Genomic DNA, 25,186 nt, shown 5'->3' with positions numbered 1-25,186 from the left:
ACGGATTTCGTTTCGGCCATCCTCAGTACCCTCCGACGACCGGCAAGATCTCGCCGGTGATGTAGCTCGAGCAGTGCGGCGAAGCGAGGAACACATAGGCCGGCGCGAGTTCTTCCGGTTGCGCGGGTCGTTTCATTGGCGTGTCCGCGCCGAATTTCGAGACGTCGTCGGCTTCCTTGTCCGACGGATTGAGCGGCGTCCACACCGGCCCCGGTGCGACCGCATTCACCCTTATGCCCTTGCCGATGAGATTTCCCGACAAGGCCCGCGTGAAGGCATGGATGCCGCCCTTGGTCATCGAATAGTCGACCAGCTGTTTTGAACCGTCGATACCGGTTACCGAACCGGTGTTGATGATCGCCGAACCTGGCTTCATGTGCGGCACCGCTTCCTGCGCCATATGAAAATAGCCGTAAAGATTGGTCTTCAGCGTCGTGTCGAAATGTTCTTCGGTCAGCTCGCCGAAATCGCTGGAATGGATTTGGAACGCGGCGTTGTTGACCAGCACGTCGATGCGGCCGAATTTTTCAACGGTCTCCATGACCGCCTTGTGGCAGTGGCTGCGTTCGCTGACATCGGCCTTGACCAGGATGCAGCGTCGTCCCTCCTTTTCCACCGCTGATTTGGTCTCTTCAGCATCCTTGTCCTCGGCCAGATAGACGATCGCGACGTCGGCGCCCTCGCGGGCGAACAACACCGCCACCGAGCGGCCGATGCCGGAATCGCCGCCCGTGATGAGTGCTACCTTTTGGTCGAGTTTTTTCGATCCGAGATAGTACGGCGCATCATACAAAGGCTCCGGCTCTAGTGCCCATTCGTGCCCCGGTTTGGGCTGATGTTGCTCGGGGAAGGGGGGCTCGGGATATTCACGGGCGCCAGCCTGCATGGCGCCTTGCTGCTTCCCATCGCCTTTCGATTTGTCCTTGGCATCGACGCCACGTTGGATATGGCGCTGCTTGGCCGCTTCACCGGCTATTTCCGACTTCATCTGCATGATCGTCTCCTTGGCTTGGAGAGGAAACAACGCATGTCAGGCAAAAAGGTTTGCGCAAAAGATCGAGAGATTCCGGCCAGCGTTTGGCAATGCGTAACAACGACATCGCCAGTTGCACCAATTCAGCTGCAATGCAGCCGCGCCAGCCACCGCCGCCGATGGGGTCGAGCACCCGGGCTTGCCCGTTGCCTGTGCCGCCTTGGCAGCGAGCCAAATGTGATGATGTGGATTGGGAGCTATTGCGTCAAACTGGCGTGCGCAAAGCAGCGCCATCCGGTCTGCTCCGGGCGTAGCCGCCGGAATCTATCTTGCCGAGAGGCCATCGAGCAGGAAGTCCAGGCCTTTTCGGAAAGTGCCGTCCCAATCGTTGTCCAACAGCAGACGAGAGCGTTCGATTGTCGGATAGTGTTCGCTGAGACGTGTAAGACGCTGCTGCGCGGCTGCTCTGTCTTCTTCCGAGAGGTCGAAGCTTGCCCGGGTGAGGGTGGCGCCCATCACATAGTTCCAGAGCGACCATATCGCGGCGTTGAGATCCGCGTCCGCAACACCGGCTCTGGACAAGGTCTTGCTCAGCATTTCCAGGCGACTGAGAATGTTCGGGCCGAGCGCCCGGCGCGGCAACAGCGATGCCGACCAAGGATGGCGCAACATTCTGGCGCGCCAGTTTTCGAGCATATGAACGACGTCTCCGCGCCAGTCCGGAGACTCACCTGTTTCAGGCGATCCGCGATATTCGAGCACCGAATCGAGTGCCAGATCAAAGACATCCTCCTTGTTGTCGACGTGCCAGTACAGGCTCATCACACCCGAGCCAAGGCGATCCGCCAGCCGACGCATTGTCAATCCGTCTATGCCCTGGGCGTCCAGCAGTTCCACCGCGATCGCCACGATACGCTCTCGAGACAGCGGCGGCTCGCTGCTCGCTTCCTGCATGGGTGGAAGCTTTGTCCGTTGCGATCGTTTGCTGGCACTGCGGGGTTTGGCTGCCATCTGTCTTCCTTGCTGGCCGAACGTCGATTTTGGCAGGCGCCGTCAGGAATGTCGACGCTGATCGCTTGACTAGTACGACGTACCATACGATGACTCGTACATCGCACGATTCATCGTATGAGCGATCTGGTTAAAGTTCATGCCGGCCGCGAGTGCGTTATTCGCAGTCAGCAGAGCCAGGAGAAATCATGTCACGCGCAATCAAGCATCTGCTTACCGGAGGGCTAATCATCATGACCATGGCAGTTTCCGCTGCGGCTACAGCGACTGGGAACGACCTCAAGCTGACCATCGTCAATCCACAGACGCTCTACGACCCGTCGCCGAATGGCTACAGCACCGCCGTGATCGCACCGCGCGGAGCTCGGATTGCCTACATCTCCGGGCAGGGCGGCCAAGACAGCACAGGAGCCTTGTCACCCGATTTCGCTGTCCAGGTTAAGCAGGCCTACGCAAATTTGCATGCGGCGCTCGAGGGCATCGGCGCCAGGCCGGATCAGGTGGCGAAGCTCACGGTCTTCGTGGTCGACCACGACATGTCCAAGCTCGATGTGTTGACCAGGAACGTCAAGGACATGTTCGGCGAGGCGCTGCCGGCGCAGACACTGGTTCCCGTTCCCAAGCTTGCAATCGACCCCATGCTTTTCGAGGTGGAAGCCGTGGTCATGCTGGAGTAGGGGCGAGATCGCCCCACAAACTGAAACGGGTCGAGCGCGCCGCCGACAGCCGCACATCCGGAGCCATTATACGGAAGTAGAGCCGGCCAACGGTCGGTTGAGCTTCGCGTCAGCTCAGGTCTGTCCTTCGGTTTCGCTCGAAGCAAAGCCGCCAATTTCGCGACGCATTACAGTAGGTAGTGGCTCAGCGCGTTTTCCCTTCCGGCTACCGCGGCGGTATTTGCTCTGATACTCGCGTCGCTGTTTCGCGATTTCGTAGAGTACGATACCCGAACTGGTTCCGAGGTTTAGGCTCTCGATCATCCCGAACATTGGAATTGCTACGCACATCTCGCTGCGCTCGACCGCGAGGGTGCTGATGCCCCGTTTCTCATTGCCGAACCAGACAGCGAGTTTGGTGTGCTGGGTATAATCGCCCTCGTGCAGGAAAACGCTGGTCTTTCCCTTTATATGCGGCGACGTGACGACGGACACAAAGCCATGTTTTTCCAGATGGCTGAGGCAGGCGTCAGTGCTGTCGAATCGTTTCACAAACGTCCATTTGACGGCTGATACAGACGTTTCCGAAAGCGATTTCCGTTGGCGCATTTGCTGCCAGTCATCAGGAAGTGCTTTGCGTGGATCGACGATATAGACTCTTTCAACGCCGAGGGCATTTGCGTTTCGAATTACCGTTCCGATGTTCCTGATATCATTCGGATCTTCGACAACGGCTACCAAGTTCTTGCAGCGAAACGATTTGACCGCAGCCGCACGCTTGCGAACCGATACTCTGGGTTTCTGAGCCTCAAGGGTTTCCATGAGAGAGGTTCTTACCAGAGGCGCATCTGAATCCAAGGCCCGTGGCGACTCTATCGCCGCCACATCAGGAAGTCGCATAAGATAGAGACCGGAACGAAAAAACGAAAGTCCAACCAACGGCGAAGAATTACGCCGTAACGCAGGGCTGAACTGATTTGGGTATCCCTGTCAATAGACACGTTTTTAAACCCTGTTCATAAATAATACTTGAAGTGGCGCGCCAGCGCCCCTACGTTACTAATAACGGGGGCCGAGAATGGCACTTCGTAAGAGCAGGGGGGTTATCATAGTGCAAGCACTTGGCATAAAGCCAGAAACCGAAATTCTGTATCACACAAAGACCGCCGCACAGCGGCAAACAGCATGGCGCAAGCGCCAGCAGAATAAAGGTCTAGTGCAAGCTACAGGATGGGTGCATGAGCACCAGTTGCCGGCGCTGCTACAGCTTATCGAAATGCTGAAGCACGCGCCGGGCTTGGAAGTTGGATCGCCCCGGAATAGCATGTCCGGGCGACTGCATAAATTGAGGTAAGAGCCATGCGTGTCTTACAGATAATCGGATGGTTCATCCTTGGAGCAGCGATTATCATAATCGCCAACAATCTAGTTTAGCACCAAGGGACAAACCGTTTTGATGAACCGCCGCCACCTAGTGGGCGGCGGTTTTTGTTTGGCTCAGGCCTTTTTTTGCACCTTATGAGATCGTCGCGCGATTTTTTATGATCGACGGGTTTACCCGGCGACGGATTAGGGTGCTTTTTTGATGGGGCCAGAGCCGAGATATTGAGCCGCGAGCGGCGAGGTTTGTCACCTTCGGTTGGAGCTAAGAAGCCAGCGGCAAGCCGCTTGTCGTGCTCAGCACGACCCACGGCCATACGCCTTGCCAGATCGTCACGGGCGAACCGGACGGGCAGGGCAGCCTTGGGCTTGGGAGGGGAAGAGGTGAGGGGACCTACCCTTGCAAATGCGGCGGGTAGAGATTGAACCCCGCGCCGTAATTGGGGTCCCAATACTTTGCCCGTATTCGGTCGCGATACTCTTCCTGTTTTTTTTCGTCCTTTAGAAGCCATTCGACTTTTCCTTCCATAGTGCGGAGAACCCTATCGCCGTACTCATCCATGAGGTCGGACGGAGGGGGCGGGCGACCATCGCCCTTAAAGCCAACGATCTGGCTTTCTTCGACCAAGCCCGCCTTGCGATCGACAAGACGACGCGCATAGAGCGGCGAGCAGGAATAGGCTTGCGCCCATTGGTCATTAAAGGACTGACAGAACAGGTCAGCAGCAGCAGAGCCCGGACGCAGCATGAACTGCTTAGGGCTCCCGTCAGGAGCCTTTAGGTCCGGGAAGCTGTAGAACAGGTCTTGCGGGGCAATGCCCTGGCCGACATGCAGGCGAGCCCGCTCATGGAGCCATGAGGCCCCGAGCAGGGGCTTTTTCGACATGCGACAGAGCGCCTGCCGTTCTGGGCCGCCGAGGTCCTTATTGAGGTACTTGCAGACGTACCGGACAGCGGCGGCAGTGTCTTCGGCGGACAGGCCGAGTGGTTCCCACGTCGAGAAGCCATGCTTCCAATGTTCCTGATTAAAGCGCACCGGTACGGCGCGCGTAGAAGGCTTATGAGCCGGAACGCCATCCTTCCAGAAGACGAGTAGATGCCAGTGGGCACGGCCCTTAGCGGAGCCGTATTCGCCCACAGCGAAATAACGGGCAGGATAGCCCGCCGCGCGAAGGCGCTTAAAATATTTCTGGACATCAGAGTAAGTGAGCAGCGCCGACCGAAGGTGATCGGACTTGCCGTTCTCGTCGCGACCATAGGTCAGCGAGATAAAGAACGGAGCGCTTGCAAACTTACTTTCCGCAATGCAACGGCCTGTCCAGTCATCGACGGAGCGGCCAAAGCATTGCGAGCAATTGCGACAGCCAACAACCGTTCCGTCCGAAAGTGTCTGAGGAGCTTTGCACATAGAGCATTCCGAAGTTGTTGGCTGTCACTAATTGCACATGGGGACAAGAATTGTGTTGTGCGGTGACGGACCTGTTTTTTAGCTACTTCGAGCAAAAACAGGTCCGCACCATCGACTTACGGAGCGTCTTTCAACGTCCGCCAGTCGGTTAGTTCCCAGTGGGCAGGGTCCCACGGTCTTTTCCAGTCGCCGCCCCAAGTGACCTTGAGGCCGCGCTGTTCGGCAAGTTCCTTGCCGACATGACCGATGATGGACCATTCCTGACGAGACAGGTTCCAGCCCTTAGTTCCGTGGATCACGTCAACGGCGCGCCCGAAATTGTGGGCACTTTGACCCCACTTGGCGTTTGAGTTGCCGAGGACGTAAGCCGCCTCTTGATCGTCGCGACCCCGATAGAGGGTCGAGACGAACATGGGGACATCGAGCCGCCGCATTCGTTTGACGAGCAGCCGCCCGAAATCATCGATTTCAGGATGAGCAATAGTGCGGTTAGCCCGCATTTGCTGTTCGCTGTATTTCACACCGAGGCAGAATTGCCGATCAGCGATTGAGGCGAGGGACTGTCTCAGAGACACCTCATCGTCGTTACTAATAACGGGGGGCTCTAGGACTCGTTCAGGTGCGCGCCTGACGCGATGGTCAGGGAGGAAGGACTGTCGCGCGTGAAGACGCGCGACAGCCTCGCGGACCTTATCCGCTACGCTCATTCTTCTTCTTCGCCGCGAGCCGGTTCGTCAGCGTCAACGCCCGATCCCGTTGGTTGGACAGGTGCGACCCCCACGCGGTTCCCCGGCTTATCGAGCCGCCGCCCATCAGGGGACGGCGCTTTTCCGGGCCGCTGAGATTTCGGATGTTGCGGAGCCTCGCCGCCATGTACTCCAGTTTGTCGTCCACTCATCGCGGCCAGTTGCTCGTCCATTTCAGCGCGCAGGACCGCTTGCATGCGCTTCTGATTTTGTTCCGACTGGAACTGGACCCATTCAAGGGCCTCATTGCGCGGAGTGCGCTCATGGATTGTGGTAAAGCTTTCGCCGTCGCCATCGAACCAATACGTTTCGCCCTCCGTTGACTGGTAGTAGACGACGCGGTCCGCGTGGTCCGCGCCGATTTCCACATCGCCGGCTGCATAGAATTCAAGCTCTTCGAGACCGGCCGGCATGGTGCAGAGGAAGCGGGCAGGGGCCTTAACCGGCCTGCCATCGTCACCGGCGCTATGCCCGATGACAAACAGCGGTGTCGGTTCCATGCAGTTGAGATAGACCCGTACACGCCGCACACGATCATCGCCCGAGCGAAGGACGATGGACCCCGACAGCGGATGCCAGTCGTTGAGAGTGTCGAGAGTGATCATTAGAAAATCCTTCCAGATTTGTTGCATTTTGAGCCAGCCAGGCGAGCTCATTTCTGATCCATTGTTAGAAAATTATTCCCGCTAGTGGCCGAAGCCACTAGCGAGGGCGAGAACGAGTTACGGCTTGACGATGCGGGTCTGGTCGGTCTCCGCCAGAACCTTGGCGTAATCGTTGGACGCTTCGATGAGGGCAGGGCCGAACTGCGTATTGCCCTGAATGATGAGATCGCCCTGAATGACGACTTCCGCGATATCCTGATTTGTCACCGCGAACGGCTTGGTATGGATATTCGTACAGAGGTAGAAATCCGGGCCGAGTGTCGGATTGATCGTCTCGACAGCCCAGAAGCGTTGCCGATCCTCGTCAAACGTGGCGTTGGCCAGAGGACGATAGAACCGCCCGCCGATGTGCGGAGCGGTAATGTTCCACTGATAGCCCATCGGCGCATAGCCGAACGTCGCGTTGGGCGTGGCGTGATTGACGTCCACATATTCGTTGGGGACCACGGCGACCTTTTCAGGGTCGAGGTAGTCGCGAAGGAACTTCGGACGATCCGCCTCCGCGTCCGTCATGTGAAGGAAGGCGTCTTTCTGCCGCTCGAACAACTGTTCGGGCGTGATTTCCGCGACGATCATCAGGACACCGCCCGTATTGAGGCGCGGAAGCCTGATATTGAGATCGACAAACGTTGCGCCATTGGCAACGCTCTTTGTCAGGTTCGCGCCGTCGGTCGCGTAGCGCTTGCCAAAGCCAAAGATGGTCGACGCTTCGCCGACCAGCAGAGGGTCTTTCAACGCCTGATCAGGGACGGAGATACCGTCCATAAGAATATTGATCAGCCATTCGTCGGAGTGCCCCGCATACTGCTCGCGCATACGAGCGAACGCCTGTGTTTTCTTGGCGAGCTCGATATTGGCGAGCGATATGGTGATGCCGTTTGCCGCCAGTTCCGCGTACACGTCCGGAATGGCCGTGCCGCCCGGCGCCGTCACTTTCATCGTATAGCTTTGCGATCCGGCGTCAGAGAAAGCGCCGCTCGCATAGTTGTTGACGGTCCCGTCAGCTTCGCGGACGTTAGCGACCGCGTTATAGGTCCCGGCTTTCGTCAAGCCGATGCCCTTGACCGGCATCTTGGTGTTAACGACGTTCAACGCCACGTTGCCATCGGCCTTGGCCTGATCAAAGTCAGGCACCACATGCTTAAACATTTCGTGGTTCCAGAAGGCCGGGGCCAAGTTCGCCTGGAGGCGCGTACGAGGCGCAAGCGACTTGGAACGATTGGTCGCCCGGTAGTTCCAAATCTGGTTATAGGCCTCGATAATGGCCGTATTGATCATCCGCCCCGGCGTGTAGTGCAGGCCGAGATAGGTCATAATGTCGTTGGTCTTATAGGCCGGTCCCGCCATCGTTTCGATGAACGGAATAACCGTACCGCCCGTGACAGGTGGCTTCTGCTCATAAGACCGGTTCAGAATGTCCATGGACCCTTGAAAACGGTCGAGCGCCAGCATGGGCACGACGTACGCTTTCACATCGACGCGAACGGCGTTCATCAGGATTTCCACCGTTTCCTGCAGCTCGAAGGAGAGACGCAGGGGACCGCTGGCGATTGCATCCTCGCGGTGCAGGCCGGCGCAGAACACCGGCACCATTTTGCCAGCGGGCAGGGAAGTAATGCCGCGCCCTGTGTGAACACGATTGGTGCGCGGAATGTCGATTGGTGCAGTACCTGTACGAGTCATTTCTTTTTGCCTTTCAGGCTTTTGAGGAGTTTCCGGAGTTTCGCGCGGCGGCGCATGCAAGCGCCGCAGCGCCGGTTACCAGCCACTTGGCGGCAGGATCGGCGAAGACTGATAAAGCTGCTTGCCTGCCGAGTTTCTGGAGGTAGGACGAACCGGCTTGTATGTGCCGGTACGCAGAGGGGGTATCGTGAACATCCGATCCCCGAAGCCGGGCAGTTTCGTACCCGGCCCGGCGCGAGACGCCTGCTCCCACAGGTCGCGAGCAAGGACGTATCCGCCAGCCAACATCGAGCCGATTTCGCTGTCGCCGTACCGGTTTTCGTACGCTTCCGCGTCCGGAACGTTCGGGTTAATCACCGCCCCCGTATCCACTGGATACGGATTGGTAGCGTTCGACTGCTGGACCTTCGGAACCATCGGAGAACCCGCAGACGCGTGGTTCATGCCGCCCGGCGACGTGACGACCGACGAGCCTCGAGAGGCAGGCACGCCGCCGACAGACGCCCGCAGCCTTTGAGCCGTATCGGCCTGGAGGTTGCGCAGCGTCTCTTGCTTGATCCTGAATTCAAGATCAGAGGTGGCCTTCGCCATAGGATCATAGCTGGACACGATCTGGCCGACGCCCTTGAGAGCGTCCGCCAAGAACTCGCCGGACGACAGGCCGGGCGTAGAGGTGGACGTGAAGCCAGCGGAGCCGCCGTTACGAATAGCGGTGAGGGGATTGAACCCCGCCGCTTCCGCATCCTTGACCATGCGGGCATAGTCAACGTGGGAGGTTGTTTCCTTGTCGCCACCGCCGAACAGCGAGCCGAGAATGCCCGCACCAGCGGTGATCAGTTCACCGATGAACTAGACCGCCTCCTTTGGAAGGAGGTTCAGAACCTTGCCGGTGATCAGGTCACAACCAACCAGAACGACAGCCAGCAGACCGTTGACCAGCTGGTCCGCGAGACCACCGTCAAGGCCCTTCGCCATGAGATAGGCACCGATGCCGGTGCCGATACGCGTGACGATGGGCACGACGATGGTCTTGAGAATGACATGTTTCATTCCTTTCGTTTCCCTTCATATCAGGGACTTTCGAAAGGTTCCGGCTTTCACCTAGCGGCGAACGAAAGGGTTCGAACCTTTTGTCGCATAAGATAGATTATGGAACTAACACATGGGCCAGGAACTGTAAATTGCCGCTGATTCTCATAGGCTTGAGCGTTCGTGGCGTCTTGCCTTGGGCGAATAGCCAACGCTAGGCTGTCTAGATGAAGATGGCAAACAGCGAGATCGAAGCGGCGATTGAAGTGTTGGTGCAAGGCTTCAGCGCCGACAGAAGCCGCACCTTTCCTTACGTGGCCAGCCGTGTTGGGCCGTTGTGGCTGATGCGCGACGCCGAGCGCAAGAATCCTCGCGACTACCGCGGCGAAGAATGGGTCGTCCATGACGTCGCCGCTCAAGAGGCCGATGCCATCGTGCGGCAGCATGCACGGCCGGGCTTTGCCATTTCCGTTATGATCGCGCACGAGGATCCGGACGGGCCGACACGAACCGCCTACAAAGCTCTCGGCTACCGGCTGCTTCGGACCGAAGGCTTTTTTGTCCACCGATTGCGCCGGATTCCCAGCCCGCCGGCGGTTGCTTCGATCGAACGCGTGCAGGCAGCCGAACGGGCGGCGCAGTTGGGAAAGATCATCCGCAGGCAGCCGATCCCAGACGATTTGCTCGGCGACAGCGCGCCATTCCGTCAGTATGTGGCAGTCGATGGCGCCGATATCGTTGGGCGCGTATGCAGCCTTGATGCCCTGGGAGCCACATGGTGTTCGAGCATGTATGTCGAGCCGTCGCACCGGCGTCGCGGCATTGGCCAGGCTTTGATGTCGAGAATGTTGCACGACGATCGGGCGCGTGGGTCGAGGTACTCGGCGCTGGCTGCAACCCACGCCGGGGCGCTGCTTTATCCCCGGATGGGCTACGAGCGGATCGGAACGCTGCTGATATTTGCGTCAAGGAGCCGGAAGCTCTCATGAAGCTCTGTTCGCATCACACTGATTCATAAGGGATTTCAATCATCATCCCATCATAGGCTGGTTCGACATTGGCTGGTGTCTCGGCCACCACCGTTGCGTAGTCGAGCGGCACGTGCATATGCGTCAGCACCGCATGTATCGGCGCCAGCCGCTCGATCCAATCAAGCGCTTCGCCAAGGGACAGGTGACTAGGATGCGTCCGGTATTGCAGCGCATCGATGATCAGCACGTCGAGGGCGCGCAGCCGTTCGGCGGTGGGCTCCGGAAAGTCGCTGATGTCGGGGCAATAGGCGAGACCGCCGATGCGGAAACCGAGCGATACGATGTCGCCGTGGATCTGCGGCAGCGGCTCGAGGGTGAGGGTACCCCCCTCTCCTTCGATGACCACCGGCCTGGTGTGGTCGATGAGATGCGGCCTGACGATCGGCGGATAGGAACTGCCTTGCGGCGTCTCGAAACAGTATCCGAACGCTTCCCGCAGCCGAAGCATCGTCGCCCTGTCGGCATGAACGTCGATCAGCTGGCGCTGATCGAGAACGAAGCCGCGCAGATCGTCGATGCCATGGATATGGTCGGCATGCGGGTGGGTATAGACGACCGAATCGATACGTTTAACGCCGGCCAGCAGCATCTGGTGCCGAAAATCCGGCCCCGTGTCGATGACCACAGTCGTGCGGCCGCCATTCGACGCGATCCGCTCGACGAGTGCGGCGGCACGCGTGCGCCGGTTCTTCGGGTTGTCGGGGTCGCAATTGCCCCAGTCGCCGGTGATGCGCGGCGTACCTGGCGACGAGCCGCAGCCGAGAATGGTGAGGCGCAGCCGGTCGGTCATCGTTCAGGCGCTTTGCTCTACAGGCCGCGGCATCTTGCCGAACAGCCGGAAGAAATTATCCGTCGTCAGATCAGCGATTTCAGCTTCGCTGACGCCGATGGTTTCGGCCAGCACCTTGGCGGTATGGGCGACATAGGCCGGCTCGTTGCGTTTGCCGCGAAACGGCACGGGCGCCAGGTAGGGCGCGTCGGTTTCGACCAGCAGGCGGTCATGCGGCACATCGGCGGCAATGGCGCGCAACTCAGCCGAATTCTTGAAGGTCAGGATACCCGAGAACGACACGTAGCCGCCGAGAGCGACGCCAATTTCGGCAAGCCGACGCCCGGAAGAAAAGCAGTGCAGGATGAAGGGGAAGGTGCCCTTCCCCGTTTCGGCCTCAAGAATATCAGCCATATCTGCATCGGCATCGCGCGAATGGATGACCAGCGGCAGCCCCGTTTCGCGTGCGGCGGCGATGTGATTGCGAAAGCCTTGTGCCTGCGCATCGCGTGGCGCCTTGTCGTAGAAATAGTCGAGACCGGCCTCGCCGATCGCCACCACTTTCGGGTGGGCGGCCAGCCGCACGAGATCGGCAGATGTTACGCCGAGCTCTTCCGCGGCATTGTGCGGATGGGTGCCGACCGAACAGTATACTTCGTCGAAAGTCTCTGCGATTTCAAGGATTTGCTGAAATCTCTTCACCCGAGTTGAGATCGTCACCATGCGGCCTATACCGGCCGCCTTGGCGCGAGCGACAACAGCAGCCCGCTCCTCGGCGAAATCTGGAAAATCCAGATGGCAGTGGCTGTCGACGAGCATCAGACGTTCGCGTCCGGCTGGTCGACGTAACGTGGGAAAACCCCTTCCGGCACGGGTAACGCGGTGCCCGGCACCAGCGCATGGTCCGCGTGGACATGCGCGAAATCGCGGCTGTCCGCCGGCACCGCCAGCAGATCGAGCAGTTTGGCGGCTGATCCCGGAGTAAAGGGCTGACACAGCACCGCCACGCGGCGCACGACTTCGGCGGTCGTCCACAGCACCGTTTCCATGCGCACCGGGTTGGTCTTCTTCAACGCCCATGGCGCCTCTCCGGCAAAGTAGCGATCGGCTTCCGCCACCACGCCGAAGATCGACGCCAGCGCCAGATGGATGCCCTGCTCGGCCATCGCCTTGCGCGCGGTGTCGAGAGCGGCGACGGCCTGGTCCAGGATCGCGCTGTCGGCATCCGTCAGGTCGCCGCGCTGTGGCACCACGCCGCCGCAGTTTTTGGCGATCATCGACAGCGAGCGCTGCGCCAGGTTGCCGAGACCATTGGCAAGGTCGGCATTGGTGCGGTTGACGATCGCGTCATGGCTGTAGCTGCCGTCGTTGCCGAAGGGCACCTCGCGCAGGAAGAAGTAGCGCACCTGGTCGAGACCGTAGTGCTCGACCATCGCGAATGGATCCACGACGTTGCCAACCGATTTCGACATCTTCTCGCCGCGGTTGAACAGGAAGCCATGCGCGAAAACGCGCTTTGGCAACTCGATGCCCGCTGACATCAGAAAGGCCGGCCAATAGACCGCATGGAAGCGGACAATGTCCTTGCCGATGATGTGCGTAGCCGGCCAATAGCGCCATTGCTCGGCCGTCGTGTCGGGATAGCCGGCGGCGGTGATGTAGTTGGTCAAGGCATCGACCCAGACATACATCACATGCTTGTCGTCGCCCGGCACCGGCACGCCCCATTTGAAGGTCGTGCGCGAGATCGACAGATCCTTCAGCCCGGACTTGACGAAGCTGAGCACCTCGTTGCGGCGCTCGGTCGGACCGACAAAGTCGGGCTGGCTCTCATAAAGCGCCAGCAATTTGTCCTGATAGGCGGAAAGCCTGAAGAAGTAGCTTTCTTCCTCGTTCCATTCGACGGGCGATCCAAGCGGTTCGCGACGCACGCCGTCGTCGCCGACGATCGTCTCACCTTCGTCGAAATAGGCTTCCTGGCGAACCGAGTACCAGCCGCTATAGCGGTCGAGATAGATGTCGCCATTGGCGGCCATCGCCTTCCAGATTGCCTGGCAGGATTCGTAGTGGCGCGGTTCCGTCGTGCGGATGTAGTCGTCGTTCGAGCCACCCATCGCCTCGGTCATGGCGCGGAAAATCGCCGAATTGCGGTCGGCCAGCGCCAGCGGCGTTATGCCTTCCTTCTCGGCCGTTTGCTGCATCTTCAGACCGTGTTCGTCGGTACCGGTCAGGAAGAATACGTCCTTGCCATCCAGGCGCTGGAAGCGCGCCAGGGCGTCGGTTGCAATGACCGTATAGGCGTGGCCGATATGCGGCTTGCCGTTCGGATAAAAGATCGGGGTGGTGATGTAGAACTTGTCGCGTGACATGAATGAACCGTCATGAATGTCTGAATGGAAAGGCGTGGCGGTGGATATCGTATCGAGGCAGCATTTGCCATCCCGATGCCAATGCATGCCGCCCAAAAGTGGCCCCGGTTTTAGGGGCAACGGCATGCATCGGGAAAACCGTCACATTCGCATTGCAGAATTCAGGCGGTCGATCATGATCAGGGCGTGCTGCTTCTTGTCGAGATTGTAGGTGTCGGTCTCAGATATAGCGTCCAGCGCCTCATGCCAAGTGTCCGACAATTTTTTGGCCCGTGCGAGATCGCCCGCCAGTGCTGCCTGACTTGCCGCGTCCGACAACAGGTCCAGCGCCCGGCGGTTGAAGATATCGAACTGGATCGCCTGATCGCGGCCGGCCACGGCTTCGGCGAGGCGAAACGCGCCGCCGACATCGCTCTTTCTGCCGGTGACCAGAGTGTCGAGCGTGGAGGCGATCTCCAGCCCGCCATACTGCGTCAACAGGATCGCGTTGCGGGCGCTGCCCCCTGCCCGCCCGACCAGTGCCGCGCGAGCCGCCGGATCGTCAGGCGGCGCCGGCTCGGTCGTTTCCAGCACCGTCATCAGGTCGTCGGCGTCGAGCGGGTTCAATCGCACCACCTGACAGCGCGACCGGATCGTCGGCAGCAGGCTGCCCGGCGCGTGGACAATCAGGATGAAAAGCGTCCGTGCCGGCGGCTCTTCAAGATTTTTCAGCAACGCATTGGCGGCATTGGTGTTCATGTCGTCGGCGGGATCGACGATGACCACCCGATAGCTGCCGTCGTGCGAGGTCAGCGATAGGAAGCGGCTGACCTTGCGGATCTCATCGACGGTGACGACTGTCTTGAAACTCTTGGTCTTGTCGTTCAGCGGCCGGGTCAGATGCAGCACGGAAGGATGCGCCCCGGTGGCGATCTGGCGAAACAGCGACGAAGCCGGATCGGGAGCGGCAAGGCTTTCCGGCGCCTGCGCAAAATCGGGGTGCTTCAACAGATGATGCGCAAGATGGAAGGCCAGTGTCGCCTTGCCGATGCCGATCGGTCCGGAGAAGATCAGCGCATGAGGCAGCTTGCCCGCCCGATAGGCAGCGGTGAGCACGCCCGCAGCCTGGCTGTGCCCAACCAGAAGGGGCGTTTCGGCGGGCTCCGGCACGCCGTCCAGCGTGTCGTGCTGCTCGGGTGCGATGCGCTCGAAGATCATGCCGGCGTTGCCTGCCTGTCGCGTGCCGGCGTTCTCGCCGCCAGTGCCGCGAACACCGCCGCGGTGACGACGTTCTCGACCGCGTCGGGCTCGGCGGCTGCGTCGACGACGATGCAGCGCTCCGGCTCGGCCTTGGCGATCGCCAGAAACGCCTCGCGGCGGGCCTGATGGATCGCCAGCGTCTCCTTTTCGAAGCGGTCGGCGACTGCCTCGGTGCCGCGCCGCAGCGTTGCGCGCCTCAGGCCTTCCGCCGGATCGATGTCGAAGATCAGCGTCATGTCCGGCATCATGCCGTTGATGGCGACCTGCTCCAGCGCATCCATGAACGCCGGATCGATGCCGCCGGTGACGCCCTGGTAGACGCGCGAGGAATCGAGGAAGCGGTCGCAAAGCACGATGGAGCCACGCTCGACCGCCGGCCGGATGAGCTGCTCGACATGATCGGACCGCGCGGCGGCGAAAAGCAGCGCTTCCATCTTCGGTCCGAACGGTTCGGCCGCGCCCGAAAGCAGCACATGCCTGACGGCTTCGGCGCCCGGCGAGCCGCCAGGTTCGCGGGTAAGCAGCACATCGTATTTCTTGGCGCGCATCTTCCTGGCCAGCCGCTCGATCTGCGTCGACTTGCCTGCCCCCTCGCCGCCTTCGAAGGTGATGAAAAAACCGCGTGCCAACCGAGAGGCCTTCTTGTCCATGGCTGAATGGGATTGTAGCGCTCTAGATAGTCCGCGTTCGGCCAAACGTCCATGCCGTCATTTTTTGCTTTCATGCATGTCGTTCGCCAAAACCATGGCCAGATTTGAGCGACGTACCTTAGCGCAGCCAGCCGACCGCCAGTTCCTTGACTGCATCGAGAGCGCGCTGCGGCAGCGTGCCGACGCCGATCGATTCGGCTGCGAAAAGCGGCGTCTCCTGGCTCAGCGTATCGCCGATCCAGACGCGCAGCGCACCCACCGGCTGCCCCTCCTCCACCGGTGCTGCAATCGGGCCGTCATAGACGATCCTGGCCGTCAGCTTGTCGCGGTTGGTGATCGGCAGGAAGATGTCGATCGGACCCTTGGCCTTCAGCATCACCCCGGGCTTGGCGCCGCCAAAAACCTGGGCTTCTCCAACCACCTCGTCCCTGGCGAAGATTTCGGTCTTCTCGAACGAGCGGACACCCCAGTCGAGCAGCTTTCGCGCCTCTTCGGCACGCTCCTTGTCCGAGGCCAACCCGCTCATCGCCGCGATCACCCGTGTGCCGTTGTGACTGACTGTACCGACGATGCCGAAGCCGGCTGCCTCGCTCGCACCGACCGCCAGGCCGTCGGCGCCGATGTCCATCGCCAGCAGCGGATTGCGGTTCCTCTGCGAAATCTTGTTCCAGGTAAAATCCTTCTGGCCGTAATAGCGGTAGAAATCCGGATAATCGCGCCACAGGTGCAGGGCGAGCTGCGCCAGCTCGCGCACGGTCGTCTGTTGGCCATCTGCCGGCAGGCCGGTCGAATTGACGAAAGTCGACGTCTTGAGGCCGATCTGGCGGGCCCGTTCGGTCATCTGCGCGGCAAAATTGTCCTGGGATCCCGACATGCCTTCGGCGATGATGATGCAGCCGTCATTGGCCGCCTGCACGGTCACGCCCTGAATCAGGTCTTCGAGCCGGATCGACGACTTGAGCTTGGCGAACATCGTGGATGTTCCGGAAGGCGCGCCGCCCTTGCGCCAGGCGTTTTCGCTGACAACGAACGTATCGTCGAGCTTCAGGCGACCAGACTTGATGGCGTTGAAAACCACTTCCATGGTCATCAGCTTGGCCATCGAGGCCGGCGGTATCGGCTTGTCGGCATCCTTGGAAAACAGCACCGTCCCGGTCTCGGCGTCGATCATGAAGGCCTGTGCGGCCTTGGTCTCGAACAGCTGTGCACCGGCCGGAGCCTGGAAAAACAGCAGCAGGCCAAAAACCAGAAGCCCGGCGAGCGGGAGCAAGCGAAATTGCATGATGTTCGACCCGTTGGCCGGCACCGCCGGCAAGCCCGCAAAAAGTATCGGGCTTTTTGCACGGCGGATCAACCGCGTAGCGGAAATCCAGCCTGGCTTGTGCTCAGTTGCGCACAGCCAGCGCATCGGGAGCGCCATGCGACCAGGCAGCCTGCAACATCTCGTCCAGATTGCGGTGGCCATCGGGATAGAGATTGACCGAATACCAATCCTCGCCGTCGAGTTCCGAACGCTGGATCTCGATCTTGCCGAAGGCGGCAAGCTGAGCGGCAATACGCTTGGCTTCTCCGGCGTCCTCGAACGAACCGGCAGCGACATAGTCGGTGGACGGACCGGCCGGTGGCGGCTGCCGCTTCCACGATTGAAGCACGTCGGCCGGCGACATGCCGTCGCCACCCAGCGCAGCGAAGGCACTTGAGGCGCGTTCGACCCGTTCGTCGGCGTAGGACAGCGAGGCCACGGCAAACGGCGATTGCGGCGGCAGATTGATCTGCGGGCGTTCCGGCACGATGGGCCCGAAATCGGGAAGCGCCAGATCGCCATACGCCGACGGCTGCGCCGACATGGCCGGCTGGACAGAACCGGAATCGGTCAACTGGCCCGGAAACGGCACGGCCGCGCTGCCCGCAGGCAGGCTGGGCGACGGCCCGTTCATGGCGACCATGACGCCGGTCGGCAGTCCGTCCGACGGGTCGGGCACTCTGTTGCCGGGATGGTAGGAAGCCATCAGATATTGGTCGTCATCGCCGTCAAGCGGCGCGCGGCCGACATATTCGACCTTCACCTGAGCGGTGCCGGTGTTGGCATAGTCAAGCATCTGGGCAGCGCGCTCCGACACATCGATGATGCGGCCTTCGTGATATGGGCCGCGATCGTTGACGCGAACGATGACCGAACTGCCGGTCTTGAGGTTGGTGACGCGGGCATAGCTTGGCAGCGGCATGGTCGGGTGCGCTGCGGTCAGGTGGGTCATGTCGTAGACTTCGCCATTGGCGGTAAGCCGGCCATGGAAGGCGTCGCCATACCAGGAGGCCAGGCCGACCTTGGCGTAGCGCTTGTCTTCCTTCGGGTAATACCACTTGCCGCGGACCTGATAAGGTTTGCCGAGCTGATCCCTGCCGCCGCCACGTTGGATGCGCCCATTCTGGGAGATCACGCGCGGGCTTGCCTTCACGCCATATTCGGATTCGGCGAAATATTCCTTGGAGCGGGTCTTCTTGTAGACCATCGCTTTCGGCTCGGGCTGCGACGCACAAGCCGCCAGCAAGGCGGCCGACATGGCGAACAACGCGACTGCAGCAGCGCGACGAAGACGCGGTTGCGTCACAGCCTGCATTTTCCTGATGTCCCCTTCAGTCTTGCCTAGACGTCGTATCCAACCGTCGAAGAAGCCGAAACACTCACCCGACCAATACCAGCGACGCCTTCGAACCCCGATCCTTTGTGCGCAGGAATTGCTTATCACGGTATTAACCGATTGTGGCCGCAACCGGGCAAGATTGTGGCGTCTCCACCGCAAGAGCCCTCTGAAAAGTAACGATTTTCGCGCTTCCACGCGAGAGATGTGATGCCCTCTGCCACAGAGAGCCTGGCTTCGCTCCTGCCGGCCATACCTGCCCGTTGACAGGCTTTGTCGGGCAGCGGACCGACAGTCCGGAACAAAGAAATGCGCCGCTAGTTTCATCCGCAGGGCACTCGAACAGAAGGATGAGCATGATGAAAATGGCTTCATTGACAATCGCGATCGCAATGTCACTTTCTGCCGGGTCTGCGATCGCCGCATGCCCGGACAAGTCGGCTTCCAATGCCGGGACGGATGCCGAGCAGACCGCCGGCATTTCGAAAGATGGAACTCACGCGCCCTTAGAGGCCCCGAAAGCCACGGACAGCGCGGGCAAGCCAGCCGCCAAGGATGGCGCCACAATGCCATTGGCGGGCGCTGAAGGCGGCGGCGACAAGAATCTCGCAACCTCGCAGCAGGACATTGAGGCGCAGCAGCATGGTGATAAGGCCGCGGCGGCAAAGGCCGATGAAAGCTGCAAAGACTGAGGACCGCTCAGGCCGGAGCCAAATTGCAGCTTCGGCCTTCTTCACCAGCAGCTGTTCCCTTGGCGAACTAAACTTTTGGGGAAATACCGCAGCCGTCCCAAGAGGGCCCTGTGAGGATTAACCCGCTCGCCCGGTTGCTTGGTGGTTCCGGTCGATAGCCGGATCGCGCTCTTGCCTGGGCCCCTGCATGCTAGCACTGCAGCGCCTCACATCTCGGGCAACGCCCGCGGCGGGCTTCTTCTTCATGCACCATTGGACCGCGCTAGTCCCGGCGCTCGATCCCGACACGCTCAGAGTCTGCCCAGGACAGCACGAAGCGACGCAGCGGTGGTTGACGCAGCCCACAATGCCGCTCTACAGGAATGAAGCGCGAACCAGCCGGGAACGCCTTCGGTGCCAATCCGGTGCCAACAGGCCAAACGAGTTGGCCCCGCGCTGCCCAAGTGGTTGATAAACCACGTTGGAGGAATGGCCGAGCGGTTTAAGGCACCGGTCTTGAAAACCGGCGTGGGTGCAAGCTCACCGTGGGTTCGAATCCCACTTCCTCCGCCAGACGTCGAATTATCCAGCCCGGAGACATGGGTAGCAGTTTGTACCTAAGACGCGATGACAACCTCGTGCTTGGTTGCAAGGTCCTCTGTTCCAAGTCGATATATCCGAACTGCGAGTCATCGTCTCGATCAGAGCGCCCGGTGCGTCAGGCTCACTTTGAAGTTCGGATGGATGACTGTCATTTCCTCTCGGGAGCGCTCCGCCGAACATCTCCATGGTCCTTTCAATGAGGCGATAGATAGTCAGGTTGCGCCGGCTGCAGTCGCGGTCAATGGCTGGAGGAAGTGATCGTTGATGACACCGGCCGCCCTGCATTCAGGCGGCGGCCGGGTTGTGGAGCGGGATGACGCGGCTCGATAAGCAGCCAGCCTGTTGGCGCTGGATCGCTCCAGCTTTCGTTACCTTCCCCAGTTCAGCCCGCGGTGCTTGGCACAGGCGTGTTGAGCAGTTGCTGCTCCCAGAGGTACGCGATGCCGCTGCCAGCGACGTGCTGCTTGAGCACTTCCGTCAGCTCGCCGACGTGCTCAGTCCGCGCCCAGTCGCGCTGCCATTCCGAGGCCAGCGCCAGCCAGGTCATCATGTTCGCGCCGGCCGCGATCATGCGCTGGATGGCGACCTCGTGCGCTTCGACCGACGTGCCGCCCGAGGCGTCGGCGATGACCGTGACGTCCCAGCCTTCGCCCAACGCCTGGATAACCGGCATGGCGACGCAGATCTCGGTCCACAGGCCAGCGATGATGAGCTGCTTGCGGCCGGTCGCCTTGACCGCGTCCACGACCTTCCTGTCTTCCCAGGTATTGATGAACGTCCGGTCGATGACCTCCTGGCCGGGAAATACGTCGGTGATGTGGGGGAAGATCAGGCCGCCCCGATCGGCAACGACGCTCGTCAGGATGGTGGGAACGCCGAAGGCCTTCGCGGCCTTTGCCAAGGCCGTTGAGTTGTTGACCACTGCATGCGGGTCGTGGCTGTTCAGGTTCGAGAGCTGGTAGGGCTGGTGGTCGATAAGAACGAGTACCGAATCTTCGGGACGAAGAAGCGAAGCAAGGCCGTTACGAGGGGTCATCAAGACTTCCTTTCTCTGCCGTCTGGACGGCATGGGTTTTCGGGAGACATGCGCCAGCGGGCGACGTTGCCGAAACGCAATTTGCTGTTCCTTTTAATGATGCGATAGTGCCATATTCAGGCAAGCTGTGTCGCGAAACGAGGAACGCCGATTGGACATCGAAGATCTGCAGACATTCGTCGTAGTGGCCGATGCCGGGGGCGTATCGGCCGCCGCCCGCCGACTCGGCGTCTCCAAGTCGATCGTCAGTCGGCGGCTCTTTCGGGTTGAGGCGGAGCTTGGCGTCCAGCTTCTTGCACGAACGACCCGCGGCGCCGCGCTCACGGAGGCGGGAATCACTTTCAGAGATCATGCGGCCCGAGCCAGCGCCGAGATTGATACGGCCAGGGAAGCGATCTTCCCCACCGGTGAGCTACGCGGCCGCCTGAGGGTTGCCATGCCGCTTACTTTCGGCGCGACCCATTTTGCCCCCGTGCTCGCGGAAATGGCGCGTCTGCACCCGAATCTTCACATCCATACTTCATACAGCGATCGCTTCGTCGATCTCATCGCAGAGGGTTTCGATTGCGCGATCCGGGGCGCCTACCTTCAGGACTCCACCCTGATCGCGAAGCGCGTCGGGCCTATCCATGGAAAGCTTGTCGCGAGCCCGGATTACATCAAAGCGCACGCGTCACCCGAGACTCCGGACGAACTCGTCACCCATCAGGCCCTCATGCAGGGAACGGAAGCCTGGCAGTTCATGGATGGCGACAAGATTGTTACGGTCCAGCCGCAGGGCAGGTTCAAGGCCGACAGCGCCACGGCGCTTGCCGCGGCGGCGGCGGCGGGTCTCGGCATCGCCTGGCTCCCCGATTGCATTACACATGAACATGTGGCCTCCGGCGCGCTGGTCCCGATCATGACACGCTATCCGGTACCTCCGGGAGCTGCGTATGTCGTACGCCCGCCGGGGCAGCATCCTACGCGGAAAGTGCGCGTGCTCACCGAGATGCTGATTGAGTATTTCAAACGCAACCCGGATCTTTGGGGTCTTGACGGCTAGGACACGAACGGTTCGAAGCGTGTCAAAGAACCGCGTTCGACGGTCCCATTGCTACGAGCCATTGCGTTCGGCGACATTGCTTGCACATTCCGTGCGTCAGCGCCCTTACAGAGCCTTTAGCCTTTGGAAAGGGAGATGTGGTTCCTCTCGGAGGCGCAGACGACGCGCAGAGGCGAATCGATGGATATCTTTGGCATCAAGGCACTGTTGATCTGCGCGCTGATCTTCATTCCGTTCGAACATCTGTTTGCCGAGCGGCCGCAGAAGATCTTCCGCAAGGGCTTCGCTGTCGATCTGATTTATCTGCTGTTCAACGGCTTCATCATAAAGCTGGCCATCGTCATGATGGCGGCAGGCGCGCTCGGTGCCGCTGCGCTCCTGGTCCCGCCGGCGATAACGCAGGCCGTCAGCGGCCAGCCCGTCTGGCTGCAGGTTGCCGAAATCATCGTGATCACCGATATCGGCGTCTACTGGACACATCGGGCCTTCCACAAAATCCCCGCGCTTTGGAAGTTCCATGCCGTTCACCACGGCATTGAGGAACTCGACTGGCTCGGGGCCTTCCACAATCACCCTGTCGACGCCATCGTCACAAAGGCGATATCGCTGACGCCGATCTTTTTCCTCGGCTTCTCGGAAGCCTCGATCGCCGTCTTTTCGACCATCTACCTTGGACACACGCTGCTTGTGCATTCAAACGTGCGGATTCCGTTCGGCCCTTTGAAGTGGCTGATCGCCAGCCCGCAGTTCCATCGCTGGCACCATGCCAACCAGCGCGAAGCCTATGACAAGAACTTCGCCGGGCAGTTGCCTTTCCTCGACATGCTGTTCGGCACCTACAATCCCACCGGCGACAAGGTGCCGGAAAAGTACGGCGTCGACGATCCGATCCCTTCCACCTATTTCGGTCAGATCGGCTATCCGCTCCTGCGCCGCAGGAAGCTGCCGAACCGGGCAGTGCCGAACACCGAAGCCTGACAGCTGGCCCGACGGTGCGGTATCCACCCCGATCCGCTTTCGGGCCGTGGAACGACGAACCCCGGGAAGGCTTTTCGCGTCGAATCGGCTAAACCTTGAGGCATGAACGAAACCTCACTCTATGCGCCGGTGAAGCGGTTCCTCGAAAGCCTCGACTTCGTCGTCAAAGGCGAGATCGGCGGCTGCGATGTCGTTGCGTTGCGCGAGGGGGAGCCGCCGGTTGTCGTCATCTGCGAGTTGAAGCTGCAGTTCAATCTCGAACTGGTGCTGCAAGGTGTCGATCGCGCGGCGGCCTGCGACGAGGTGTGGCTGGCCGCGCGCATGTCGGCCCGCGGCAAGGGCCGCGAAAGCGATGCCAGGTTCCGCAATCTCTGCCGCCGTCTTGGCTTCGGCCTGCTCGGTGTGACCGGGACGGACCGGGTCGAAGTGCTTCTCAGCCCGATCGAGCTGGCGCCGCGCAAGAATGCCCGCCGGCGCTCTCGTCTGGTCGACGAGCACCAGCGCCGTCGCGGCGATCCGGTTGCCGGAGGAGGATCGCGCAATCCGATCATGACGGCCTATCGCCAAAGCGCCCTCGCCTGCGCTGCCGCCATGGCGGACGGACCCAGGCGGCCGCGAGATCTGAAGGCGGTGACGCCGATCGCGCCGAAAATCCTGCAGCACAATGTCTATGGCTGGTTCGCGCGCGTCGACCGCGGCCTTTACGATCTCACCGATGCCGGCCGTGCGTCTTTGGTCCGTTGGCCGCAGGCATCGCACGACGAATCCCGACACGCAATTTTGAACGCACCGGCCATATGATTGAAGATTCCCGCGGCGTCCGAGGCGGTTCGCTCGGTTGATTTCTCCGACAAAATATGTTGGTTGTCCCGCCCATGAAGAAGCTCTGCATGACCGCCTTGGCGTCAGTGACACTGAGTTTTCCAGCCAGCGCAATGGACGATGCATTGCGCGCCGGTCTGATGAAACTCGATCCCCAAACCCGTCTTGAACAGCGTTGCGACGCCGAAGTGCTCGACCGCATCACCCATGACGATCGCAAGTTCAAAGCCGATCGCGTCGTCGCCTACGCCTTCGCCACGCCCGAGATGGGTGCCGATGCAATCAAGAGCCCGGGTGCTGCGTTTCGCAGCAAGGGGCAGTGGTACCGGCTGAAATTCAAGTGCCAGACCGCGCCGGACCATATGGAAGTTCTGCAGCTCCGTTACCGGATCGGGGACGAGATTCCAGAAGCCGACTGGGCAAAGTACAATCTCTACGATTGATTTGTGATCGGCCATGGTTTTGCCCGGCTGTCGGCGAGTGCCGCAAAGCCTGATCCGGCTTGACGCAACGCTCCTTCGGTGATGCAGCCACGCGTGATCCCTTGACGCCAGGGGACCACCAAGTTAGGGCCTCTGGATAATCGACGAACACTCGGCAAATCAGCAAGGGCTTCCTGTCGATGGACATTTTTTTCAGCGCTGCCAGTCTGACCGCCCTGCTCCAGGTCATCGCCATCGACCTCGTGCTGGCTGGCGACAATGCGATCGTCATCGGCCTCGCCGCGGCCGGCCTGCCTGCCGAACAACGCAAGAAGGCGATTCTTCTCGGCGTGGTGGCGGCAACGGTGCTGCGCATCGGGTTTGCCGCAATTACCGTCAAGCTGCTGGCGATCGTCGGCCTGCTGCTCGCCGGCGGCATCCTGCTGCTGTGGGTCTGCTGGAAGATGTATCGCGAGTTGCGTACGTCCCATGCCGATGAATTGGAAGCGACCGAGGCACTGTCGAATTCGGACCTCAACAACGACCAGGCGGTCGCCGGCAAGACGAAGCGCAAGACCCTTGGCCAGGCTGCCTTGCAGATTGTCGTCGCCGATGTGTCGATGTCGCTCGACAACGTGCTGGCGGTGGCTGGAGCGGCGCGTGACCATTTTCCGGTGCTGATCATCGGCCTGGTGCTGTCGATCGCCCTGATGGGGCTGGCCGCGACTTTCATTGCCAAGCTGCTGCATCGCCACCGCTGGATTGCCTATGTCGGCCTGCTGATCATTTTCTATGTGGCTGTGGACATGATCTATCGTGGCGCGGTGGAGGTTTGGCCGCATGTAAACGGTGCGGTCGGCTGAGGCTGGCGGACATCGGCATCTTCACGCCGTGGAAGCAAGACCGCCGTGCGTTTTGCCGCATCGCGGGCGTGCCCATACCAATGCCGCAATAAGTGTGGTACTGCGCCGGCAATCCTGAAAAGCCCGGAAACGCTCTATGTCCGCTCCACGCGTGAGTTTTGTCAGTCTTGGATGCCCGAAGGCCCTTGTGGATTCGGAGCGCATCATCACGCGCCTGCGCGCCGAAGGTTACGAAATCGCCCGCAAGCATGACGGCGCCGACCTTGTCGTCGTCAACACTTGCGGCTTTCTCGATTCCGCTCGCGACGAGTCGCTCAACGCCATCGGCTCCGCGCTTTCGGAAAACGGCCGGGTGATCGTCACCGGTTGCCTGGGCGCCGAGCCGGACGTCATTCGCGAAAAGCACCCCAATGTGCTGGCGATCACCGGGCCGCAGGCCTATGAGAGCGTGATGGCTGCCGTGCATGAGGCCGCGCCGCCTTCGCACGACCCTTATGT

26 protein-coding genes, 1 tRNA gene and 1 pseudogene are annotated in these 25,186 nt (G+C 60.6%); 10 read left to right on the top strand and 18 right to left on the bottom strand.

Going from position 1 to position 25,186, the window contains the following annotated elements; genetic code table 11:
* Positions 1 to 22: 22 nt before the first annotated feature.
* The 3 genes from EN749_RS01195 to EN749_RS01185 all read right to left on the bottom strand — a co-directional run bounded on the left by EN749_RS01195 (position 23) and on the right by EN749_RS01185 (position 1,984).
* On the bottom strand, positions 23 to 994 hold the full coding sequence (locus tag EN749_RS01195; protein ID WP_127320807.1) for an SDR family oxidoreductase: 972 nt from the start codon (positions 992 to 994) through the stop codon (positions 23 to 25).
* On the bottom strand, positions 966 to 1,166 hold the full coding sequence (locus tag EN749_RS01190) for a hypothetical protein (RefSeq protein WP_127268843.1): 201 nt from the start codon (positions 1,164 to 1,166) through the stop codon (positions 966 to 968). The genes EN749_RS01195 and EN749_RS01190 overlap by 29 nt, the downstream gene beginning before the upstream one ends.
* 131 nt (positions 1,167 to 1,297) lie before the next feature.
* Positions 1,298 to 1,984 (bottom strand): TetR/AcrR family transcriptional regulator C-terminal domain-containing protein, encoded by a 687-nt coding sequence (locus EN749_RS01185; RefSeq protein WP_128362413.1) that lies wholly within the window; start codon positions 1,982 to 1,984, stop codon positions 1,298 to 1,300.
* Positions 1,985 to 2,172: 188 nt separating this feature from the next.
* Between EN749_RS01185 and EN749_RS01180 the strand changes: the two genes are divergently transcribed.
* A complete protein-coding gene (locus EN749_RS01180) occupies positions 2,173 to 2,661 on the top strand; it encodes a RidA family protein (RefSeq protein ID WP_189367287.1) in 489 nt (162 codons plus the stop codon).
* A gap of 114 nt (positions 2,662 to 2,775) precedes the next feature.
* Here EN749_RS01180 and EN749_RS01175 read toward each other — a convergent pair whose 3' ends face one another.
* From EN749_RS01175 to EN749_RS01145, 7 genes are all read right to left on the bottom strand, one after another.
* Complete coding sequence (locus tag EN749_RS01175) at positions 2,776 to 3,462, bottom strand: RNA methyltransferase (RefSeq protein WP_127320803.1); 687 nt, start codon at positions 3,460 to 3,462, stop codon at positions 2,776 to 2,778.
* Between the two features lie 952 nt (positions 3,463 to 4,414).
* Positions 4,415 to 5,428 (bottom strand): hypothetical protein, encoded by a 1,014-nt coding sequence (locus tag EN749_RS01170; protein WP_128362412.1) that lies wholly within the window; start codon positions 5,426 to 5,428, stop codon positions 4,415 to 4,417.
* A 116-nt stretch (positions 5,429 to 5,544) separates the two neighbouring features.
* On the bottom strand, positions 5,545 to 5,949 hold the full coding sequence (locus EN749_RS01165; protein WP_189367285.1) for a M15 family metallopeptidase: 405 nt from the start codon (positions 5,947 to 5,949) through the stop codon (positions 5,545 to 5,547).
* A gap of 182 nt (positions 5,950 to 6,131) precedes the next feature.
* On the bottom strand, positions 6,132 to 6,779 hold the full coding sequence (locus tag EN749_RS01160) for a hypothetical protein (RefSeq protein WP_128362410.1): 648 nt from the start codon (positions 6,777 to 6,779) through the stop codon (positions 6,132 to 6,134).
* Between the two features lie 117 nt (positions 6,780 to 6,896).
* Positions 6,897 to 8,522 (bottom strand): hypothetical protein, encoded by a 1,626-nt coding sequence (locus tag EN749_RS01155; protein WP_128362409.1) that lies wholly within the window; start codon positions 8,520 to 8,522, stop codon positions 6,897 to 6,899.
* Between the two features lie 75 nt (positions 8,523 to 8,597).
* Positions 8,598 to 9,275 (bottom strand): hypothetical protein, encoded by a 678-nt coding sequence (locus tag EN749_RS01150; RefSeq protein ID WP_128362408.1) that lies wholly within the window; start codon positions 9,273 to 9,275, stop codon positions 8,598 to 8,600.
* A 96-nt stretch (positions 9,276 to 9,371) separates the two neighbouring features.
* Positions 9,372 to 9,572 carry a hypothetical protein gene (locus EN749_RS01145; RefSeq protein WP_128362407.1) on the bottom strand — a complete coding sequence of 67 codons (201 nt, stop codon included), beginning with the start codon at positions 9,570 to 9,572 and terminating at the stop codon, positions 9,372 to 9,374.
* 323 nt (positions 9,573 to 9,895) lie between these two features.
* On the opposite strand from EN749_RS01145, the gene EN749_RS01140 reads away from it, so the two are divergent.
* Positions 9,896 to 10,540, top strand: a complete 645-nt coding sequence (locus EN749_RS01140) for a GNAT family N-acetyltransferase (RefSeq protein WP_245486637.1) — start codon at positions 9,896 to 9,898, stop codon at positions 10,538 to 10,540.
* Positions 10,541 to 10,553: 13 nt separating this feature from the next.
* Here the strand turns inward: EN749_RS01140 and EN749_RS01135 are convergent, their stop codons facing one another.
* The 7 genes from EN749_RS01135 to EN749_RS01105 form a co-directional block, all read right to left on the bottom strand.
* A complete protein-coding gene (locus tag EN749_RS01135) occupies positions 10,554 to 11,372 on the bottom strand; it encodes an MBL fold metallo-hydrolase (RefSeq protein ID WP_128362405.1) in 819 nt (272 codons plus the stop codon).
* 3 nt (positions 11,373 to 11,375) lie between these two features.
* Positions 11,376 to 12,170, bottom strand: coding sequence for a TatD family hydrolase (locus tag EN749_RS01130; protein WP_128362404.1), 795 nt, complete (start codon positions 12,168 to 12,170; stop codon positions 11,376 to 11,378).
* A complete protein-coding gene (gene metG, locus EN749_RS01125) occupies positions 12,170 to 13,720 on the bottom strand; it encodes a methionine--tRNA ligase (RefSeq protein WP_128362403.1) in 1,551 nt (516 codons plus the stop codon). The genes EN749_RS01130 and metG overlap by 1 nt, the downstream gene beginning before the upstream one ends.
* Positions 13,721 to 13,861: 141 nt before the next feature.
* Entirely contained in the window at positions 13,862 to 14,917 is a 1,056-nt protein-coding gene (locus EN749_RS01120) for a DNA polymerase III subunit delta' (RefSeq protein WP_128362402.1), read from the bottom strand.
* Positions 14,914 to 15,588 (bottom strand): dTMP kinase, encoded by a 675-nt coding sequence (gene tmk, locus EN749_RS01115; RefSeq protein ID WP_164895655.1) that lies wholly within the window; start codon positions 15,586 to 15,588, stop codon positions 14,914 to 14,916. The genes EN749_RS01120 and tmk overlap by 4 nt, the downstream gene beginning before the upstream one ends.
* 139 nt (positions 15,589 to 15,727) lie before the next feature.
* The gene (locus EN749_RS01110) at positions 15,728 to 16,891 is read right to left on the bottom strand and encodes a D-alanyl-D-alanine carboxypeptidase family protein (RefSeq protein ID WP_189367283.1); all 1,164 of its coding nucleotides are present in this window, start codon (positions 16,889 to 16,891) and stop codon (positions 15,728 to 15,730) included.
* A 103-nt stretch (positions 16,892 to 16,994) separates the two neighbouring features.
* Positions 16,995 to 18,227, bottom strand: a complete 1,233-nt coding sequence (locus EN749_RS01105) for a septal ring lytic transglycosylase RlpA family protein (protein WP_127399039.1) — start codon at positions 18,225 to 18,227, stop codon at positions 16,995 to 16,997.
* Positions 18,228 to 18,598: 371 nt separating this feature from the next.
* Between EN749_RS01105 and EN749_RS01100 the strand changes: the two genes are divergently transcribed.
* Both EN749_RS01100 and EN749_RS01095 read left to right on the top strand, forming a co-directional pair.
* Positions 18,599 to 18,940, top strand: a complete 342-nt coding sequence (locus EN749_RS01100) for a hypothetical protein (RefSeq protein ID WP_245463800.1) — start codon at positions 18,599 to 18,601, stop codon at positions 18,938 to 18,940.
* Between the two features lie 462 nt (positions 18,941 to 19,402).
* A tRNA-Ser gene (locus tag EN749_RS01095) sits at positions 19,403 to 19,492 on the top strand.
* A gap of 412 nt (positions 19,493 to 19,904) precedes the next feature.
* Here EN749_RS01095 and EN749_RS01090 read toward each other — a convergent pair.
* Positions 19,905 to 20,558: a hydrolase gene (locus EN749_RS01090; RefSeq protein WP_127395985.1), complete on the bottom strand. Its 654-nt coding sequence runs from the start codon at positions 20,556 to 20,558 to the stop codon at positions 19,905 to 19,907.
* 151 nt (positions 20,559 to 20,709) lie between these two features.
* On the opposite strand from EN749_RS01090, the gene EN749_RS01085 reads away from it, so the two are divergent.
* From EN749_RS01085 to EN749_RS01060, 6 genes and pseudogenes are all read left to right on the top strand, one after another.
* Complete coding sequence (locus tag EN749_RS01085; RefSeq protein WP_128362400.1) at positions 20,710 to 21,603, top strand: LysR family transcriptional regulator; 894 nt, start codon at positions 20,710 to 20,712, stop codon at positions 21,601 to 21,603.
* A gap of 180 nt (positions 21,604 to 21,783) precedes the next feature.
* Positions 21,784 to 22,581 carry a sterol desaturase family protein gene (locus EN749_RS01080; RefSeq protein ID WP_127380380.1) on the top strand — a complete coding sequence of 266 codons (798 nt, stop codon included), beginning with the start codon at positions 21,784 to 21,786 and terminating at the stop codon, positions 22,579 to 22,581.
* Between the two features lie 102 nt (positions 22,582 to 22,683).
* Positions 22,684 to 23,382 carry a DUF2161 family putative PD-(D/E)XK-type phosphodiesterase gene (locus tag EN749_RS01075; RefSeq protein WP_128362399.1) on the top strand — a complete coding sequence of 233 codons (699 nt, stop codon included), beginning with the start codon at positions 22,684 to 22,686 and terminating at the stop codon, positions 23,380 to 23,382.
* Between the two features lie 56 nt (positions 23,383 to 23,438).
* Positions 23,439 to 23,846: a DUF930 domain-containing protein gene (locus tag EN749_RS01070; RefSeq protein ID WP_189367281.1), complete on the top strand. Its 408-nt coding sequence runs from the start codon at positions 23,439 to 23,441 to the stop codon at positions 23,844 to 23,846.
* 179 nt (positions 23,847 to 24,025) lie between these two features.
* Positions 24,026 to 24,688: a TerC family protein gene (locus EN749_RS01065; RefSeq protein WP_127271063.1), complete on the top strand. Its 663-nt coding sequence runs from the start codon at positions 24,026 to 24,028 to the stop codon at positions 24,686 to 24,688.
* 136 nt (positions 24,689 to 24,824) lie between these two features.
* A pseudogene (locus EN749_RS01060) lies at positions 24,825 to 25,186 on the top strand (30S ribosomal protein S12 methylthiotransferase RimO); the annotation flags it as partial.

Origin of the sequence: Mesorhizobium sp. M7A.F.Ca.ET.027.02.1.1, assembly GCF_004022985.1 — a bacterium.
GTDB lineage: Bacteria > Pseudomonadota > Alphaproteobacteria > Rhizobiales > Rhizobiaceae > Mesorhizobium.
This window is presented reverse-complemented; position numbering and strand designations above follow the sequence as displayed.

Excerpts from the sequence above, each read along its gene's own strand:
- EN749_RS01120 (WP_128362402.1), bottom strand. The coding sequence starts at position 14,917 with ATGATCTTCGAGCGCATCGCACCCGAGCAGCACGACACGCTGGACGGC.
- EN749_RS01110 (WP_189367283.1), bottom strand. The coding sequence starts at position 16,891 with ATGCAATTTCGCTTGCTCCCGCTCGCCGGGCTTCTGGTTTTTGGCCTG.
- EN749_RS01070 (WP_189367281.1), top strand. The coding sequence starts at position 23,439 with ATGTTGGTTGTCCCGCCCATGAAGAAGCTCTGCATGACCGCCTTGGCG.
- EN749_RS01065 (WP_127271063.1), top strand. The coding sequence starts at position 24,026 with ATGGACATTTTTTTCAGCGCTGCCAGTCTGACCGCCCTGCTCCAGGTC.
- EN749_RS01180 (WP_189367287.1), top strand. The coding sequence starts at position 2,173 with ATGTCACGCGCAATCAAGCATCTGCTTACCGGAGGGCTAATCATCATG.
- EN749_RS01130 (WP_128362404.1), bottom strand. The coding sequence starts at position 12,170 with ATGCTCGTCGACAGCCACTGCCATCTGGATTTTCCAGATTTCGCCGAG.
- metG (WP_128362403.1), bottom strand. The coding sequence starts at position 13,720 with ATGTCACGCGACAAGTTCTACATCACCACCCCGATCTTTTATCCGAAC.
- EN749_RS01150 (WP_128362408.1), bottom strand. The coding sequence starts at position 9,275 with ATGGTCAAGGATGCGGAAGCGGCGGGGTTCAATCCCCTCACCGCTATT.
- EN749_RS01080 (WP_127380380.1), top strand. The coding sequence starts at position 21,784 with ATGGATATCTTTGGCATCAAGGCACTGTTGATCTGCGCGCTGATCTTC.
- EN749_RS01090 (WP_127395985.1), bottom strand. The coding sequence starts at position 20,558 with ATGACCCCTCGTAACGGCCTTGCTTCGCTTCTTCGTCCCGAAGATTCG.
- EN749_RS01175 (WP_127320803.1), bottom strand. The coding sequence starts at position 3,462 with ATGGAAACCCTTGAGGCTCAGAAACCCAGAGTATCGGTTCGCAAGCGT.
- EN749_RS01185 (WP_128362413.1), bottom strand. The coding sequence starts at position 1,984 with ATGGCAGCCAAACCCCGCAGTGCCAGCAAACGATCGCAACGGACAAAG.
- EN749_RS01140 (WP_245486637.1), top strand. The coding sequence starts at position 9,896 with ATGCGCGACGCCGAGCGCAAGAATCCTCGCGACTACCGCGGCGAAGAA.
- EN749_RS01135 (WP_128362405.1), bottom strand. The coding sequence starts at position 11,372 with ATGACCGACCGGCTGCGCCTCACCATTCTCGGCTGCGGCTCGTCGCCA.
- EN749_RS01105 (WP_127399039.1), bottom strand. The coding sequence starts at position 18,227 with ATGCAGGCTGTGACGCAACCGCGTCTTCGTCGCGCTGCTGCAGTCGCG.
- EN749_RS01170 (WP_128362412.1), bottom strand. The coding sequence starts at position 5,428 with ATGTGCAAAGCTCCTCAGACACTTTCGGACGGAACGGTTGTTGGCTGT.
- EN749_RS01155 (WP_128362409.1), bottom strand. The coding sequence starts at position 8,522 with ATGACTCGTACAGGTACTGCACCAATCGACATTCCGCGCACCAATCGT.
- EN749_RS01145 (WP_128362407.1), bottom strand. The coding sequence starts at position 9,572 with ATGAAACATGTCATTCTCAAGACCATCGTCGTGCCCATCGTCACGCGT.
- EN749_RS01195 (WP_127320807.1), bottom strand. The coding sequence starts at position 994 with ATGCAGATGAAGTCGGAAATAGCCGGTGAAGCGGCCAAGCAGCGCCAT.
- EN749_RS01160 (WP_128362410.1), bottom strand. The coding sequence starts at position 6,779 with ATGATCACTCTCGACACTCTCAACGACTGGCATCCGCTGTCGGGGTCC.
- EN749_RS01075 (WP_128362399.1), top strand. The coding sequence starts at position 22,684 with ATGAACGAAACCTCACTCTATGCGCCGGTGAAGCGGTTCCTCGAAAGC.
- EN749_RS01100 (WP_245463800.1), top strand. The coding sequence starts at position 18,599 with ATGAGCATGATGAAAATGGCTTCATTGACAATCGCGATCGCAATGTCA.